This window comes from Sulfitobacter rhodophyticola (genome assembly GCF_041281685.2).
GTDB lineage: Bacteria > Pseudomonadota > Alphaproteobacteria > Rhodobacterales > Rhodobacteraceae > Sulfitobacter.
In genome coordinates, this window is sequence record NZ_CP166251.2 from 3,589,626 (window position 1) to 3,606,173 (window position 16,548).

The following is a 16,548-nucleotide window of genomic DNA, read 5'->3' on the forward strand; positions in this document are numbered from 1 at the left end:
TGAATACAAGGGCCAGAGAATGACAGATCGTCGCTATGTGATTGATGAAATGATTTCCGCCAAGGAGATCGCCGCCCGGATCGAGGCTCTGTGCCGCGAAATCCAGAGCGAATTCAAGGACACCGACAAGCTGGTGGTGGTGGGCCTGTTGCGCGGCAGTTTCGTGTTCATCGCCGATCTGGTGCGTGAGCTGGACCTGCCGATCGAGGTCGATTTCCTTGAAGCGTCATCCTATGGCGACGGGATGGAAAGCAGCCGGGAAGTGCGTATTCTCAAGGACTTGCGAGGGGCGATTGAAGGGCGCGACGTGCTGCTGGTCGAAGATATCGTGGACACCGGGCATACGCTGCACCATGTCACCGGGTTGTTGCAAAGCCGCAATCCCGCGCGGTTGCGGACCATTGCCCTGCTGGACAAGCCCAGCCGCCGGGAGGTGGACATGAAAGCCGATTGGACCGGGTTTGAGATCCCGGATGAATTCGTCGTGGGCTATGGCATTGATTACGCGCAACGCAACCGCAACCTGCCGTTCATCGGCAAGGTGCGTTTCCCGTGAGCGGGCCATGCTGAACCCGCGTCACCTGTTCCGCGCGGCCCTGTGGGTGCGCAACCCGCCGTCGATGAAGCGAGTGATCATGGTCTTCAGCTTTGTCGCCATCGCGCTGGTGATCGGAGGGATTGAATGGCTGGGGCTTTGGCCCGACTGGGCCAAGGCGGAGCGAATTCCGCGCCTGCCCTAGGTGCCGAGCTTTTCCAGCCGTGCCGCCCGCAGGCGGGCAAAATCATCGCCCGCGTGGTAGGACGACCGCGTCAGCGGCGTGGCCGACACCATCAGGAACCCCTTGCCGTAGGCGGCTTTTTCGTAAGCGGCGAATTCATCGGGGTGCACGAAGCGGTCGACCCGGTGATGTTTCGGCGTGGGTTGCAGGTATTGCCCGATGGTCAGGAAATCGATGTCGGCGGCGCGCATGTCTTCCATCACCTGCATAACCGCCTGACGATCTTCGCCCAAGCCCACCATGATGCCGGACTTGGTGAACATGCTTGGGTCGAGTTCCTTCACGCGCTGTAACAAGCGCAGAGAGTGGAAATAGCGCGCGCCGGGACGGACCTCCGGATAGAGGCCGGGTACGGTTTCAAGGTTGTGGTTGAACACATCCGGCCGCGCCTCCACCACCTGTTCCAGCGCCTCGGGGCCGCAGCGGATGAAATCGGGGGTGAGAATCTCGATCGTGGTGCCGGGAGAGCGGTGGCGCACGGCGCGAATGGTCTGGGCGAAGTGATCTGCCCCGCCGTCTTCGATGTCGTCGCGGTCCACGGAGGTGATGACCACGTGGTTCAGCCCCAGCTTGGCCACCGCATCGGCGACGCGGCCCGGTTCAAACACGTCCAGTGCATCAGGCGGTTTGCCGGTGGCGATGTTGCAGAAGGTGCAGGCGCGGGTGCAGACTTCGCCCATGATCATCATGGTGGCGTGGCCCTGTGACCAGCATTCGCCGACGTTGGGGCACCCGGCCTCTTCGCAGACGGTCACCAGCTTGTTGTCGCGCATGATCTTTGCCGTTTCGGCATAGCCTTTGCCGCCCGGTGCCTTGACCCTGATCCAGCTGGGCTTTTTGGGCTGGGCATTGTCGGGTTTACGCGCCTTTTCGGGGTGGCGCTGTTCGGGAATTTTCAGATCGCGCATCGGGGCCTCCGTCATGAAGGGGTATCTAGCACGTTGACAGGGCTGGCAAAAGACCCAGCCCGCGCAATGCGGCGTTGCGTCCCGTTCAGGGCTTTCACAACCACCAGCGCGCGCCATGACGCCGGGCCAGCAGCGCACCCAGGCTCCACCGGTCGCGGTGCATGAGGAGCAAAAGCGCGATGAAAGCGCCCAGTACCGCAAGATCAATCACCTGATTGCGGTGGATCGGGAACCCGCGGTCATTGAGGGCGAAAGGATCGAAAAACCCCTCCCACCGGCGGGTCACGGTGAAAAAGTGCATCAAGGCCAGCGTGCCGTAACTGACCGGGCGCAACAGGCCAAGCGCGGCCAGCACGCATAGCGCGATCTGCAGCGCGGCGATCAGATAGATCTGTTCAAAACTCAGCGCCACACCATCGAAATTCTTGGCAAGTCCCTGATATTGCTTGGGGGTGATCACCTTGTGGATGGCCCATAGAAACATGAACCACACCAGCCCAAGCCGGAGGATCAGCAGTGCAGCCCCGTCGCGTTGATCCTGTGTCCGCATGTCGCCCTCCGTTTTGATCTTGCTAGAGCAGCGCTGCGGCAAGGTCACGTGATCAAACCTTTGCACACGCGATGGTGAGGGAAGTTGAAATCAGCCGCCTTGGGCCCCGCCACCGCTCAGAACGGGACGCGCAGGCCGAAGGTCACTGCGGTGGAACCGCTGTCGGCGTCAAAAAAGCCATAGGCGTCAGACCGGTGGTGCAAACGCAGGAACAGGCTGTTTTGCGGGTCGGGAAGGGAGAATTCCAGCTCCCCGAACCAATATGCGAAAGTGCGCTGCGATTCTCCGGTGCGGTCCAGTTCGACCTGCGGCACCTTGGTGGCATGGGACAGGCCAAGCGCGAAGGCGGCACTTTTGAGCTGTCGGGGAAAAGGCCTGCGCGGCACATAGCGGAGCACCACCGGCAGGTTGAATTCGAAATGGTCCTGCCTGCCCGCATGGGCGACGGCCTGAACCTCGATCCCGAAATGAAAGCGGCTTTGCGCGATCTGGCGTTGCCAGCCGATGCCGACGCCCAGCAGGATGGAATCGGCCAATTGCACCCGGCTGGGATCAAACACGTCGTGCCAGCGATTCTGCGTCATCACACCGGCGAAGCGGTCGATGTAGACGCGTTCGGAAGGGTCGGCAGCACAGGCGGCGACGCCCGTCAGAAGGACGGCACAAAAGGCGATGGCCCCTTTCCAACCCAAGCGGCGCAGATCAACGTTCTTTCGCAACACAGGCCGCGCCATTGTCTGAAGTCTTCCTTCCGCAATCGGTCAATCGCCCCGGCAAGCGCAGGCGTTTCCACATCGCCTGCCTGACGCGATGCATATCCTGCATCGCGCCCCGGTTCCTTGATCTACCTCATGCTCCGCCTCGGGCAACCCTTTTGACACCGACGGATCAGCCGATCAGCGGTCCCCCGTCGGCCTGCGTTTCGGCGTAGTGCCGTTCGAGACGGATCAACGCGATGCGCAGGACGATCTTGCCGGAGCGTGCCGACCAGCCAAGGCGCTTTTCCGTGGTTTCCAGCCCTTCCAGATAGCAACAGCAGTGCAGTGCCACCTCCGATAGGCCCGGCCCAAGGTACCCCAGCGCGGCAGAAACCCGTGCACGCGCGTCCGAAGCCGCGTCACCACCCCGCGCAGCGCGGCCCTTGCTGGTCCCCGCGGTCAGGAAACCATCCCAGTTCTGCGTCACGGAGGTGCCCATCTGCGCCAGTTCGAAATCTTCGCGCAGACGTTCCCCGGCATGTACCAGCGCATCGGGGAGAAACGCGCTGCCGTCACGGTCACGGCGGCGCGCCAACGCGATCAGCGGGCTGTCGGCCAGACAATATCGCATCCGGCGCTGTTGGGTGCCAATGTCCTTGTCGGACTTGGGCAGGAAGTCCGCGTGGGCCTCCGCCAATGCGCGGGTATCGCGTGTCTTGACCGGATCCGCGCCCTGTTTCTTGATCATGCGGGCCAGCGCGCTGCGCCCCTGACCGGTGATGTGATATCGGATGATGCGTCCGGTATTGCCCGGTGCGATCCAGCCCTTGATTGCCATGGCCTGTGCGACCTTGGTGCCAAGCACGGCCGTGCGGGTGGGTGCATTGCCGCTGGCATCACGGACCACCACGGCCTTGTCCATTTCCGCAGCCACCGCCAGCAGCGCACCGGTTTCGCACAGCCTGCGCAGCACGCGCATGGCCTCCGCGATCAGGGTCCGCTTGTCGGGGACAGCGTCAAGGGGCGTATCCTGAGGCGGCTTCGCGCCATTTGCGGCGGCCGGATCCAGCGGCGAAGGCTGTGCCTTGTGCGCGGCACCGAGGTTGCGCAGGGCGGCGTCCACCAGCGGATCATCGCGGCGCATCTCGACCTTGCGGATCTGGCGCAGGATCGTGGAGGCATGGCAATCTGCCGCCCGCGCCAGATAGCGGATCGGCAGCCCCCATTCGGTATGCGCAAGATAGCGCGAGGTGCCCGCGGGGACCCAGTCAGGCAGTCCGGCCGGGATCCAGATTTTCGGATTTTCGATCTTGGGTACCATGTTCATTGTCACTCACCATTAATGTAAATTAACCACTATTCAAGACAACCTATGGATGTATTGGTTACTGGAAAGTTAAAGCCGACGATCTGGGTAAGCATTGTTTCTAAGCAATAATCTGAAATGAAGGTGGCGTGCGATACAACTTAAAGATGCGCAACACGCGGCAAAGTTGTGCCAAGGTCAGGGCGTAGAAGACGTAATTCCTGCCCTGTGACATCAACGAGGACCCTTCCATGCAAGACATTCTCAGCCGCCTGAACGCCCTTCACCGCCCCCGTCTGATGATGCGCGCGGCGCGCATCGGGGCGCAGGAATACCACCGCTCCGCCCATCTGCCCCGCTTGCTGGGCTATGGCAACCTGCCCCGGCACGGGGCCGCGTTGATGCGCCTGATGGAGATCGAAAGCACCCTGGAACAGCAACGCACGACGGCCGACGCCAGCTATAGCCTGATCCGCCATGTGGATGTGCTGATCGCGATGGTGGGCGAAGCCCGCGTGCTGCGGGCGTCACACAAGACAGCAGCGCCTGCACCGCGCGCCGTCTAGGCGCGCGGCACGGCTCATTACATGAAGCTGTCGGGCTCCGCCGCCTTGCGCTGGGCCACGTAACTGTCCAGCGCCTCGCGAATGGCGGGGTCAAGGGCGGGCTGCTGGTAATCGGCCAGCAGTTTTTCGACCCGCTGGCTGGCCAGCGCCTGCGTGTCGCGCGCGCCTTCGTCTTCCCATGTCTCGAAGGGTTTGTAGTCCAGCAGATCGGACTTCCAGAAGGCCGATTTGAAGTTGGCCTGGGTGTGTTCGCAGCCCAGGTAATGCCCGCCGGGGCCGACTTCGCGGATGGCATCCATCGCTTGCGCGTTCTCATCCACCTCGACGCCGCGCGCAAGGTGGTGAAGCGCGCCAAGCTGATCGGCGTCCATCACGAATTTCTCGAACGAGGACACCAGCCCCCCTTCCAGCCAACCACAGGAATGCAGCATGAAGTTCACGCCCGCCAGCAGCCCCATGTTCAGGCTGTTCGCGGTCTCATAGGCCGCCTGCGCATCAGGCAGTTTGGAGCCGCAGAAGGACCCGGCAGACCGATACGGCAGGTTCAGCCGCCGCGCCAACTGCCCCGCGCCATAGGTAATATGCGCAGCTTCGGGTGTGCCGAAGGTGGGCGCACCCGAATTCATGTCGATGGAGGTCACGAAGGCCCCCATGATCACCGGCGCACCGGGACGGATCAACTGGCTGTAGGCGATGCCCGCCAGCGTTTCGGCCAGCACCTGCGTCAGCGTGCCCGCGACGGACACCGGCGCCATCGCCCCGCCCACGATGAAAGGCGAAATGATGCAGGCCTGATTGTTCTGCGCATAGACCTCCAGCGCGCCCATCATCACGTCATCGAAGGTCATCGGCGAATTGATGTTGATCAGCGAGGTCATCACGGTGTTCTGCTGGACGAAATCCTCCCCGAAGAGCAGCCCGCACATGTCCACCGAATCCTGCGCACGGGAGGGTTCCGTGACCGACCCCATGAAGGGTTTGTCGCTGAGCGTCATATGCGCGTGCAGCATATCCAGATGGCGTTTGTTCACGGCGATGTCGGTGGGTTCGCACACCGTGCCGCCCGAATGGTGCAGCCATTTGGACATATAGGCCAGTTTCACGAACTTGTTGAAATCCTCCATCGTGGCATAGCGCCGCCCGCCCACGGCATCGCGCACGAAAGGTGGGCCATAGACCGGGGCCAGCACCAGATTGCGACCGCCGACTTCGACGTTGCGGGCCGGGTTGCGCGCGTGCTGCACATAGCTGGAGGGTGCCGTGGCACAAAGCTTGCGCGCAAGGCCGCGGGGGATGCGCACCCGTTCGCCGTCCACGTCCGCGCCCGCGTCCCGCCACCGCGCAAGTGCTGCAGGATTGTCGAGGAAATTCACGCCGACCTCTTCGAGGATCGTATCGGCGTTGTGTTCGATGATCTGCAACGCCTCTTCGGTCAGCACTTCGAAGTTGGGAATGTTGCGTTCGATGAAGCGCGCGGTTTCGAACGAAACGGCAGAGCGTTCCGCCCGCCGCGCCGCGCCGCCGCCACCCCGTGCCCTGCGCCGTGCTTCCGCCATGTCGTACCCCTTCACCTGAATGATTGCCCTGTACTATCGCAGGCGGTGCACAAGCTTCGCGCGGATAACGGCCCGTTGAGGAAGAAAGCGACATCGGGGCGCTGGCCTTGCCTCTCTTTTTGGCCAAAAATCCCGCGACGCAACGGCCGACCCGGAAACGGCGTCTGCAAGGGGGGCGCATGAACCCTTGTCCCCCAGCGCCCCCTCGCCTAACAGAGCAGCATGACAGAGCTTTCCCACGACCGCCTTCTCATCATCGATTTTGGCAGCCAGGTGACGCAATTGATTGCCCGCCGCCTGCGCGAATTGAATGTCTTTTGCGAAATTCATCCCTTCAACACCGTGGATGACGCCTTTCTGGATGCTTTCGCCCCGCGCGCGGTGATCCTGTCGGGCGGTCCCGCGTCCGTGGTGCATGACGACGCGCCCCGCCCGCCTGCTTCCGTGTTCGAGCGCGGCGTGCCGGTGCTGGGGATCTGCTATGGCCAACAGGTGATGATGCAGATGCTTGGTGGCAAGGTCGAGGGGGGCAAGATCTCCGGCGGTGGCGGGACGGCCGAATTTGGCCGGGCGTTTGTCACCCCGACGGCCACCCAGCTTGACCTGCTGCACGGCTGGTTCGCGACCGACCGCGAACAGGTCTGGATGAGCCATGGCGATCATGTCAGCAAAATCGCCCCCGGTTTCGAGGTGTTCGGCACGTCGCCGAATGCGCCTTTCGCCATCACTGCGGACACCGACCGGCACTTTTACGCGGTGCAGTTCCATCCGGAGGTGCATCACACGCCCAACGGCGCGAAGCTCTATGAAAACTTCGTGCGGCTGGCGGGTTTCAAGGGCGACTGGACGATGAGCGCCTACCGCGAAGAGGCGATTGCCGCGATTCGCGCGCAGGTGGGGGATCAGAAGGTGATCTGTGGCCTGTCGGGGGGCGTCGATTCGTCTGTCGCCGCCGTCCTGATCCACGAGGCGATTGGTGATCAGCTGACCTGCGTCTTTGTCGACCATGGATTGTTGCGCAAGGGCGAGGCCGAAGAGGTCGTCACTATGTTCCGCGACCACTACAACATGCCGCTGATCCATGCCGATGAGCAGGAGTTGTTCCTGGGCGAATTGGATGGCGTCAGCGACCCGGAGACCAAGCGCAAGATCATCGGCAAGCTGTTTATCGATGTGTTCCAGAAGCACGCAAAGGACGTGGGCGATGCGGCCTTCCTTGCCCAGGGCACGCTTTACCCGGATGTGATTGAATCCGTGTCCTTTTCCGGGGGACCTTCGGTCACCATCAAAAGCCATCACAACGTCGGTGGCCTGCCCGAGAAGATGGGCCTGAAACTGGTGGAGCCGCTGCGCGAGCTCTTCAAGGATGAGGTCCGCGCGCTGGGCGCGGAGCTTGGCCTGCCACCATCTTTCATTGGCCGCCACCCCTTCCCCGGTCCGGGCCTTGCAATCCGCTGTCCGGGGGAGATCACCCGTCCAAAGCTGGAGATCCTGCGCGAGGCCGACGCCGTCTATATCGATCAGATCCGCAAGCACGGGCTTTATGACGAGATCTGGCAGGCGTTCGTGGCGATCCTGCCCGTGCGCACCGTGGGTGTGATGGGTGACGGGCGGACCTATGATTTTGCCTGCGCGCTGCGGGCGGTCACTTCCGTCGATGGGATGACGGCAGATTATTATCCCTTCACCCATGAGTTCCTGGGAGAGACCGCCACCCGCATCATAAACGAGGTACCGGGGATCAACCGGGTGACCTATGACATCACCTCCAAACCGCCGGGGACGATCGAATGGGAGTGACCCTGACCGGGCAATTGATCTGCGCAAATGCTGCGGAGGCTGCCCGCGTGCGCGCGGCACTGGACGCGCACATTCGGCTGACCCGGGCCGAGCCGGGCTGTCTGTCCTTCACCGTCGTGCCCACCGATGACCCATTGATCTGGCAGGTGGACGAGGCGTTCACGGATGCAGCCGCATTCGAGGCCCATCAGGCCCGGGCAGAAGGCAGCGACTGGGCCAGGCAGACCGCCGGGATCGAACGCAGATACACGGTCAACGGCCTGACATGAGCACAACCTTGCGCGCGGCGTTCTGGATGCTGGGCGCAATTTCATCCTTCTCCGCCATGGCCATCGCCGGGCGGGAGCTGGGCGCGCAATACGACACCTTCGAGATCATGATGTACCGCTCGCTTGTGGGGTTGGTGATCGTGGTGGCCGTTGCCGGTTGGGCCGGGACGCTGCACCAGATCAACCGCGATACGCTGGGCCTGCACATGATCCGCAACCTGGCGCATTTCGCGGGGCAGAACCTGTGGTTCTATGCCGTCACGGTCGCGCCGCTGGCGCTGGTTTTCGCGCTGGAGTTCACCACGCCGCTTTGGGTGGTGGTGCTGTCGGCGGTCCTGTTGGGAGAACGGTTGACCGCGTGGCGCGCGCTGGCGGCGGTGATCGGGTTTATCGGTATCCTGATCGTGGCGCGCCCCGGCATGACGCCTGTCAGCATCGGCATGCTGATGGCGGCGGGTTCTGCCGTGTTTTTCGGGCTGACGTTCATCTTCACCAAGAAACTGACCCGGCGGCAAAGCGTGACCGGCATCATGTTCTACCTCACGGCGCTGCAACTGGTGTTCGGCCTGATCACCGCTGGCTATGACGGCGACATTGCCGCGCCCACCGTGCAGGGCGCGCCGCTTTTGGTACTGGTGGGGCTGTGCGGTTTGCTGGCGCATTATTGCATTGCCAATGCCCTGAACATCGCGCCCGCCGCCGTGGTGGCCCCGTTTGACTTTGCCCGCCTGCCGTTCATCGCGATCCTTGCCATGCTGGTCTATGGCGAGGCGCTGGATATCTGGGTTTTCGTGGGGGCCGTGGTGATTTTCGGGGCCAATTACCTCAACATCTGGTCGGAATCGCGCGGACCCGCAGGATCCGGGTCGTCGGAGGGCCCGCAGCCGCGTAGGCAGGTCTGATGATGGAACAAAAATCACTCTCTGGCCGGGCCTGGGCCGAATTGCTCTTGCTGGCGGCCGTGTGGGGCGGATCCTTTGCCGCGATCCGCATCGCGCTGGATGAAATCGGGCCGCTGACGGTGGTCGCACACCGGGTCGGTTGGGCGATGCTGGCGCTTTGGGCGGTGATCTGGTGGCGGCGCTTGCCCCTGCCCCGCGATCCGCGCGTCTGGGTCGGCTTTCTGGTGATGGGGCTGCTTAACAACGCCATACCGTTCGGCCTGATGGCCTGGGGGCAGCTGCATATCCCCAGCGGGTTGACCGCGATCCTCAATGCATCCACCGCCATCTTCGGCGTGCTGATGGCGGCGCTGTTTTTTGCAGACGAACGGCTGACGACGCGCAAGCTGGTTGGGGTCACGCTGGGCTTTGCCGGGGTCGCGACCGCCATCGGTCTGGAAAACCTGCGGAATTTCGATCTGCGCGCGCTGGCGCAGCTTGCCGTGATCGGCGGTACGGTCTCCTATGCGCTGGCGTCTGTCTGGGCCCGCAAGCGGCTGGGTGGGCAGCCGCCGCAACTGGCCGCGGCCGGCATGCTGACCGGCGGCACCCTGATCCTTGTGCCGATGGCATGGCTGTTCGAAGGACCGTTGAGCCTTGATCTGGCGCCGCGCACCTGGGGCGCGATTGTCTATGTCGGGCTGATTTCGACCGCGTTCGCCTATCTGCTCTATTATCGCGTGCTTGGCATGGCGGGCAGTGGCAACCTGATGCTGGTGACCCTGCTGATCCCGCCCTTTGCCATCATGCTGGGCGCGTGGCTGCTGGATGAGGACCTGAGCGCAGCGGCCTATGCAGGCTTTGCCCTGCTGGTGGTGGGCATGATCGTGCTGGACGGGCGCGTCTGGCGTCTGATGCGCAGGCGCGTTAGATAACGCGCAGAGTTCCTTCGAAAGAGACGCTGCACATGCTCTACCCCTCTGCCGACGCCTGGCGCGCCGCCCCACACCGCAAGGTGCTTGTTTTCGGGATGTCGGGGCTTGGCAAGACCCATCTTGCGGCACTGCTGCGCCGGTCGGGCGACTGGTTTCACTATTCCATCGATTACCGCATCGGCACCCGGTATCTGGGCGAAACCATCGCGGACAATGCCAAGGCCGAGGCGATGAAGGTCCCTTTTTTGCGCGACCTGCTGCTGAGCGACAGTATCTATATCGGATCGAACATCACGTTTGAGAACCTGACACCTGTCGCCACATGGCTGGGCAAACCGGGGAATGCGGACAAGGACGGCCTGCCGATGGCGGAATATGCCACCCGTCAGGAAGCCTTCAAGCAGGCGGAGATTGCCGCACTGAACGACACACCCCATTTCGCCGCACGGGCCCGGTCCTTATATGGCTATGAGCACTTCATCTGCGACACCGGCGGGTCGATCTGTGAATGGGTCGATGCGGATGACCCCGAAGACCCGCTGCTGACAGCACTGTCAGAGCAATGTCTGCTGGTCTGGATCAAGGGCGATGTGGCCCATCAGCAGGACCTGATCCGCCGCTTTGATGCAGCCCCCAAACCGATGGCCTATCAGCCGGAATTCCTTGCAGAAGTCTGGGCGGACTATCTTGCCGAAAAGGGCCTCAAGGAGGGCGACGTCGACCCCGATGATTTCATCCGCCGGACCTATGCCGCCGCGCTTTCGCACCGCCAGCCCCGGTATGAGGCGATGTCGCGCTGGGGCGTGACAGTGACCGCCGACCAGATTGCGGCGCTGCGCGGCGAGGCGGATTTCGTCGATCTGATCGCAGGGTGCCTGCCCTAGAAACACTGCGCCGTTGCGTTGCCGATCGCCTGACCGGCCCCTTGCAGGGAAAAGCGGATCAGGTGGCGGCGGCTCATGTCCTGTACGGTAAGCCAGCGCCCGCCCTGCACGGCTTGCATGAAGGCGGAACCGGGCGGGATGTCCACCGTCAGCGCCCCGCGTTTGCGGTCAAAGGGCACCAGATATTCCACCGATCCGATCAGCAGGCGGTATTGCCCCGACTCAATCGGCAGATCCAGCACGAAATAGCTTTCGGCAGGCGTGCAGAAATAATTGAACGCATAGCCCTGTTCGGCCTGTGTGCCCGCGTAGTGGTGCACCCCGTTGCTGGCCAAGCCGATCTGCCAATCGGTCTGGAAATCCGGCAGGCGCGGCGCAGGCGGCCGTTCCGCGATGCCGTTGCACCGGCTAATAACGCATTGATCGTATTGCAGACTATCCGCGCCGGGAGAATCGGCAAGGCAGGACCAGATACACCGTTGCAGTGCCATCGGGTCATCCTGTGCCGCCCCGATCACCGGCCACAACCAGAATAGAACCCCAATACCCCACCGCATCCCGCACTCCTGTTGTCCAGATGGACCAACATGGGCCGGCCGCCCGGCCAGACGCAAGCCTTCAAACCGCTCGCGGGGCCGTGACCCCGGCCCCCTTGGCACGACGCGGCGCGCGGTCTATCTAACAGCCTCACGATCAACGGACCCGCGCAATGCCCATCAAGATCCCAGCAACCCTGCCCGCCTATGACGTGCTGACCCGTGAGGGTGTCATGGTGCTGGATGAGGAACTGGCCGCACGTCAGGACATTCGCCCGCTGCGCATCGCGCTGTTGAATCTGATGCCCAAGAAAATCCAGACGGAGAACCAGTTCGCCCGGCTGATCGGGGCCACGCCCCTGCAGATCGAACTAAGCCTGCTGCGCATGTCAGACCACAAGACACGCAACACCGCCGCTGCACATATGGCCAGCTTCTATCGCCCGTTCGAGGATGTGGGGGACGAAAAATTTGATGGGCTGATCATCACCGGTGCCCCGATTGAGCATCTGGCCTTCGAAGACGTGGATTACTGGGACGAGCTGACCCGCGTCATGGATTGGACCCAGACCAACGTCCATTCGACGTTTGGCGTCTGCTGGGGCGGTATGGCGATGATCAATCACTTCTACGGTGTCAAAAAGCACATGCTGGATCACAAGGCCTTCGGCTGCTTCCGGCACCGCAACCTTGCGCCCTCCTCCCCCTATCTTCGGGGATTCTCGGATGAATGCGTGATGCCGGTCTCTCGCTGGACGGAGATCCGGCAGGCAGAGGTCGACGCGGTGCCGACGTTGCGGACCCTTCTGGGCAGTGCGGAGGTCGGACCCTGCCTGATCGAGGACCCTGCGCACCGTGCGCTTTATGTCTTCAACCATTTTGAGTACGACAGTGACACGCTCAAACAGGAATACGACCGCGACGTGGCCGACGGCACGCCGATCAACGTGCCGGGGAACTATTACCCGGGCGATAACCCCGCGCAGCAACCGCTGAACCGCTGGCGGTCGCACGCGCATCTGCTTTATGGCAACTGGATCAATGAGATATACCAGACCACCCCGTTTGATATGTCCCTGATCGGAAAGGATTGACGTGCGTGTAATGATCTATGTTCTTGTCAGCCTTGCAGGGCTTGTCGCCCTGACCCATTGGCGTGCCAGCGCCCATGAGGCCGCCGCCGAAGCCGCCCATCCCCCGGCGGGCGAAATCGTCACGGTCGATGGGGTCCCGGTCCATTACAAGATCATCGGCAGCGGGCCTGATGTGGTGTTGATCCATGGCGCCAACGGCAACCTGAACGAATTCACCATGGGCTTTGCCCAGATGCTGGCCGAGGATTACCGCGTCATCATGTTTGACCGCCCCGGACTGGGCTGGACCGGGCGTCTGCCCGCCAAAGCCGGGGCCTGGAACGCGCGCGAGGAGACCCCGCAGGAGCAGGCCAGGCTGCTGGCCGGTGCCGCCGACATGCTTGGCGTGGAAAACCCGATTGTGCTGGGCCATTCCTTTGGCGGGATCGTGGCCCTTGCCTGGGGGTTGGAGCGGAATGATGAGACAGCCGCCCTTGTGCTGGTGGCCAGTGTGTCAAAGCCCTGGCCCGGTGAATTGGGGCCGACCTATACGGTGGGCGGCACGACCCTTGGCGGGGCATTGTTGATCCCGCTGGCGACGGCATTCCTGCCCGAAAGCTATGTCGAGCAGAGCGTGGGAGAGGTGTTTGCCCCCCAGCCGGCCCCCGACGGCTATGCCAAGCATCTCGGGATCGGGTTGTCCCTGCGCCGCGAAAGCATCCGCGCCAATGCCCAACAGGTGAACGCGTTGCGCCCGCATGTGGTTGAGATGGAAAAGGTATATGGAACCCTGACAATGCCCATTGAACTGGTGCACGGCAGCGCGGACACCACCGTGCCCCCCGATATTCACGCGCAACGGTTCGTCAATGACGCGCCCAACGCCAATCTGACGATGCTGCCCGGTCAGGGGCACATGCCGCAACACTCTGTTCCGGATGAGATAATCGCGGCCATTGACCGCGCCGCGGCACGCGCCGGTTTGCGTTAATCCGATTAACATCCCATATTGAAGCAAAGACGAGCAGAACGGAGGCCGCAATGGACCTGCCCTTTGATGGTGCGATCAGCGCTTACTATGAAAACGACGCGCCAGAGGCGATCCGCAACGCGATCCGGCGCGCCGACAAGGGTGACATCATCACGCCGGGCTATCCCCACAGTGACCGGCTGGCGCGCAAGGTCTATGAACGGGAATATGCCAAGTTACAGATCGAACTGGTCAAACTGCAGGCCTGGGTACGCGACACCGGCACCCGTATCGCCATGGTGTTCGAGGGGCGCGATGCGGCCGGCAAGGGCGGCACCATCGGCCGGTTGCGTGAAAACCTGAACCCGCGTGCCGCACGGGTCGTGGCGCTGTCCAAACCCACGGAAACGGAACGCGGGGAATGGTACTTTCAACGCTACATCAAACACTTGCCGACTGAAGGTGAGATGGTTTTCTTTGACCGCAGCTGGTACAACCGTGGTGTGGTGGAGCATGTCTTCGGCTTTTGCACCGACGCGGAACGGGAGCATTTCTTTACCCAGGTCAACCCCTTCGAGGACATGTTGGTGGATGAAGGGATCCACCTGTTCAAGTTCTGGCTGAACGTGGGACGTGCAGCGCAGTTGCGGCGCATGCTGGCACGCGAAAGCGACCCGCTGAAGCAATGGAAGCTGAGCGGGATCGACGTGAAGGGCCTGCCGCTGTGGGACGCCTATTCCGACGCGATCCGCGAGACCCTGACCCGCAGCCACTCCGACGCGGCCCCCTGGACCGTCATCCGGTCCGACGACAAACGCCGCGCGCGCCTGAACGCGATGAGGATCGTCCTGCACGCCTTTGATTATAAACGCAAAGACGAAAAGGCGATTGGTGAAATCGACATGCAGATCAGCGGCGGCCCGGACATCTGGGATGCCTAAACGCGGTTATCATCACGGCAATCTGCGACAGGCGCTGATCGACGGCGCACTGCAGCTGATCGAACTGCGCGGTCCGATGGGGTTCACCCTGTCGGAGGCGGCCAAAGAGGCGGGTGTGACGCCCGCCGCCGTCTACCGGCATTTCGACGGACGCGAGGACCTGATCGCGGAAGCGGCCCTGCAGGGCTACGGCATTTTCGCCGACCTGATGGAATACGCCTATCAATCCGGGCAACCCTCCGCCCTGAAAGCGTTTGAGGCGACGGGCCGCGCCTATCTGGCATTCGCGCGCAAATATCCCGGTCACTACATCGCGATGTTTGAAAGCGGTGTTTCGGTCAATCGCACACCGGAACTGGCCGCCGTTGCGGGCCGCGCCAATGGCGTGCTGGAAAAGGCCGCAACCGACCTCAGCCAGCACATCCCCGAAGACAAACGCCCGCCTGCGTCGATGTTTTCAGCGCATATCTGGGCAATGAGCCACGGGGTTGTCGAGTTGTTCGCGCGGAATTCACCGGGACGCGCCTCGCCGTTTCCACCGGAGGATTTGCTGGAGACCGGGATCGGGATCTACCTGCGCGGCTTGGGCCTGGTGCGGCCCGATGAATGATCGCACGACCGCCTGCCACCCCCTTCCAAATGGTTAAAAATACCCCCCCGGAGGGTTAAAATCTCTATCCGGATATCAGCTACCGGGTCTGGCGTGTGCCGTCAAAGCACCACGCCAACCAAACGAAAAAGGCCGCGCCCAACGGCACGGCCTTTCCCACAAATCTTGGATAACGCTTAACGCTTGGAGAACTGGAAGCTCTTACGCGCTTTGGCCTTGCCGTATTTCTTCCGCTCGACCACACGGCTGTCGCGGGTCAGGAAACCTGCCGCTTTCAGCGCGGGGCGCAGGGAGGGGTCATAAAGCTGCAGCGCCTTGGACACGCCGTGCTTGACCGCACCGGCCTGACCGGACAGACCGCCGCCCTTGACGGTGGCGACCACGTCGAACTGGCCTTCGGTGTTGGTGATGCCGAACGGCTGCGCGAGGATCATCTGCAGAACGGGGCGTGCAAAATAGGTGTTCTGCTCCTTGCCGTTCACGGTGACCTTGCCGGAGCCGGGCTTGATCCAGACGCGGGCAATCGCGTCTTTCCGCTTGCCGGTGGCATAGGCGCGGCCCAGTTCGTCACGGACGGGTTCGCGGGTGATCGTGTCGACCGCTGTGTCGGGGCTGGTGCCCTGAACGCCGCCGATGCTCTCGGTCACGGCCCCTTCGAGGCCTTCGAGTGTCTTGATTTCTTCAGCCATCTTTATGCGCTCCGGGTGTTTTTCTTGTTCATGGACTTCACGTCCAGAACGTCGGGGCTTTGCGCCTCATGGGGGTGATCGGTGCCGGCGTAAACGCGCAGGTTTGTCATGATCTGACGGCTCAGACGGTTGCCGGGCAGCATGCGCTTGACCGCCTGCGTCACGATCCGCTCTGGATGCGCGCCTTCAAGGATCTGCGCCTTGGTGCGGGACTTGATGCCGCCGGGGTGGCCGGTGTGCCAGTAGAAGTTTTCATCCCGCTTGTTGCCGGTCATCTGGATCTTGTCGGCATTGATCACGATGACATTGTCACCGCAATCCATGTGGGGGGTGAAGGACGGTTTGTGCTTGCCGCGCAGGCGCGTGGCGATGATCGAGGCAAGACGGCCCAGAACGACGCCTTCCGCGTCGATCAGGATCCACTTCTTGTCGATGTCTGCCGGTGTTGCAGAGAAGGTTTTCATCTGGAATTCCCATGTGATGCTGAAGCGTGCGCGCGCACGCCTTGAAGATGGGCGGGTTATATCTGCCTGCACTGACAGGTCAAGCGCCAAAGACCCCAAATAATCACACAAAAACAGTACTTTGAAAATTAGG

At 62.4% G+C, this 16,548-nt stretch carries 20 protein-coding genes; 12 read left to right on the plus strand and 8 right to left on the minus strand.

The features are described from left to right. The first annotated feature begins 19 nt into the window (after positions 1-19). Both hpt and AB4X18_RS18670 read left to right on the plus strand, forming a co-directional pair. Positions 20-556: a hypoxanthine phosphoribosyltransferase gene (gene hpt, locus AB4X18_RS18665; protein WP_370401489.1), complete on the plus strand. Its 537-nt coding sequence runs from the start codon at positions 20-22 to the stop codon at positions 554-556. A 7-nt stretch (positions 557-563) separates the two neighbouring features. Then, positions 564-740, plus strand: coding sequence for a hypothetical protein (locus AB4X18_RS18670; RefSeq protein WP_370401490.1), 177 nt, complete (start codon positions 564-566; stop codon positions 738-740). Here the strand turns inward: AB4X18_RS18670 and lipA are convergent. The 4 genes from lipA to AB4X18_RS18690 all read right to left on the minus strand — a co-directional run bounded on the left by lipA (position 737) and on the right by AB4X18_RS18690 (position 4,262). Next, complete coding sequence (gene lipA, locus AB4X18_RS18675; RefSeq protein WP_370401491.1) at positions 737-1,687, minus strand: lipoyl synthase; 951 nt, start codon at positions 1,685-1,687, stop codon at positions 737-739. The genes AB4X18_RS18670 and lipA overlap by 4 nt on opposite strands. Before the next feature lie 94 nt (positions 1,688-1,781). Then, entirely contained in the window at positions 1,782-2,237 is a 456-nt protein-coding gene (locus AB4X18_RS18680) for a hypothetical protein (protein ID WP_370401492.1), read from the minus strand. A 116-nt stretch (positions 2,238-2,353) separates the two neighbouring features. Next, positions 2,354-2,971, minus strand: coding sequence for a hypothetical protein (locus AB4X18_RS18685; protein ID WP_432816898.1), 618 nt, complete (start codon positions 2,969-2,971; stop codon positions 2,354-2,356). Between the two features lie 154 nt (positions 2,972-3,125). Further along, complete coding sequence (locus AB4X18_RS18690; RefSeq protein ID WP_370401494.1) at positions 3,126-4,262, minus strand: DUF6456 domain-containing protein; 1,137 nt, start codon at positions 4,260-4,262, stop codon at positions 3,126-3,128. Between the two features lie 230 nt (positions 4,263-4,492). Between AB4X18_RS18690 and AB4X18_RS18695 the strand changes: the two genes are divergently transcribed. After that, positions 4,493-4,807 carry a DUF6477 family protein gene (locus tag AB4X18_RS18695; protein WP_370401495.1) on the plus strand — a complete coding sequence of 105 codons (315 nt, stop codon included), beginning with the start codon at positions 4,493-4,495 and terminating at the stop codon, positions 4,805-4,807. A gap of 17 nt (positions 4,808-4,824) precedes the next feature. Here the strand turns inward: AB4X18_RS18695 and AB4X18_RS18700 are convergent, their stop codons facing one another. Continuing rightward, positions 4,825-6,363, minus strand: coding sequence for a trimethylamine methyltransferase family protein (locus AB4X18_RS18700; RefSeq protein WP_370401496.1), 1,539 nt, complete (start codon positions 6,361-6,363; stop codon positions 4,825-4,827). Between the two features lie 222 nt (positions 6,364-6,585). Here AB4X18_RS18700 and guaA point away from each other — a divergent pair, with 222 nt between their 5' ends. From guaA to AB4X18_RS18725, 5 genes are read left to right on the plus strand one after another with little or no spacing between them, the layout of a single operon-like run. Continuing rightward, entirely contained in the window at positions 6,586-8,163 is a 1,578-nt protein-coding gene (gene guaA, locus AB4X18_RS18705) for a glutamine-hydrolyzing GMP synthase (protein WP_432816899.1), read from the plus strand. Beyond that, a complete protein-coding gene (locus AB4X18_RS18710; RefSeq protein WP_432816900.1) occupies positions 8,154-8,432 on the plus strand; it encodes a putative quinol monooxygenase in 279 nt (92 codons plus the stop codon). Before guaA ends, AB4X18_RS18710 begins: the two co-directional genes overlap by 10 nt. Next, on the plus strand, positions 8,429-9,334 hold the full coding sequence (locus AB4X18_RS18715; protein WP_370401498.1) for a DMT family transporter: 906 nt from the start codon (positions 8,429-8,431) through the stop codon (positions 9,332-9,334). The genes AB4X18_RS18710 and AB4X18_RS18715 overlap by 4 nt, the downstream gene beginning before the upstream one ends. Further along, entirely contained in the window at positions 9,334-10,248 is a 915-nt protein-coding gene (locus AB4X18_RS18720) for a DMT family transporter (protein WP_370401499.1), read from the plus strand. The genes AB4X18_RS18715 and AB4X18_RS18720 overlap by 1 nt, the downstream gene beginning before the upstream one ends. Positions 10,249-10,280: 32 nt before the next feature. Continuing rightward, entirely contained in the window at positions 10,281-11,132 is an 852-nt protein-coding gene (locus tag AB4X18_RS18725; RefSeq protein ID WP_370401500.1) for an ATPase, read from the plus strand. Here AB4X18_RS18725 and AB4X18_RS18730 read toward each other — a convergent pair. Beyond that, positions 11,129-11,689, minus strand: a complete 561-nt coding sequence (locus tag AB4X18_RS18730; protein WP_370401501.1) for a hypothetical protein — start codon at positions 11,687-11,689, stop codon at positions 11,129-11,131. The genes AB4X18_RS18725 and AB4X18_RS18730 overlap by 4 nt on opposite strands. Before the next feature lie 152 nt (positions 11,690-11,841). Between AB4X18_RS18730 and metA the strand changes: the two genes are divergently transcribed. From metA to AB4X18_RS18750, 4 genes are read left to right on the plus strand one after another with little or no spacing between them, the layout of a single operon-like run. Then, positions 11,842-12,762: a homoserine O-acetyltransferase MetA gene (gene metA, locus AB4X18_RS18735; RefSeq protein WP_370401502.1), complete on the plus strand. Its 921-nt coding sequence runs from the start codon at positions 11,842-11,844 to the stop codon at positions 12,760-12,762. A 10-nt stretch (positions 12,763-12,772) separates the two neighbouring features. Beyond that, positions 12,773-13,732, plus strand: a complete 960-nt coding sequence (locus AB4X18_RS18740; protein WP_370401503.1) for an alpha/beta fold hydrolase — start codon at positions 12,773-12,775, stop codon at positions 13,730-13,732. Positions 13,733-13,782: 50 nt separating this feature from the next. Further along, positions 13,783-14,652 (plus strand): polyphosphate kinase 2, encoded by an 870-nt coding sequence (ppk2, locus tag AB4X18_RS18745; protein ID WP_432816901.1) that lies wholly within the window; start codon positions 13,783-13,785, stop codon positions 14,650-14,652. Then, positions 14,645-15,262, plus strand: a complete 618-nt coding sequence (locus tag AB4X18_RS18750; protein WP_370401504.1) for a TetR/AcrR family transcriptional regulator — start codon at positions 14,645-14,647, stop codon at positions 15,260-15,262. The genes ppk2 and AB4X18_RS18750 overlap by 8 nt, the downstream gene beginning before the upstream one ends. A 176-nt stretch (positions 15,263-15,438) precedes the next feature. On the opposite strand, the gene rpsI is transcribed toward AB4X18_RS18750, so the two are convergent. Together rpsI and rplM are read right to left on the minus strand one after the other, a co-directional pair. After that, the gene (rpsI, locus tag AB4X18_RS18755) at positions 15,439-15,951 is read right to left on the minus strand and encodes a 30S ribosomal protein S9 (RefSeq protein WP_370401505.1); all 513 of its coding nucleotides are present in this window, start codon (positions 15,949-15,951) and stop codon (positions 15,439-15,441) included. A gap of 2 nt (positions 15,952-15,953) precedes the next feature. Beyond that, a complete protein-coding gene (gene rplM / locus AB4X18_RS18760) occupies positions 15,954-16,415 on the minus strand; it encodes a 50S ribosomal protein L13 (RefSeq protein ID WP_432816902.1) in 462 nt (153 codons plus the stop codon). Between the last annotated feature and the right edge of the window lie 133 nt (positions 16,416-16,548).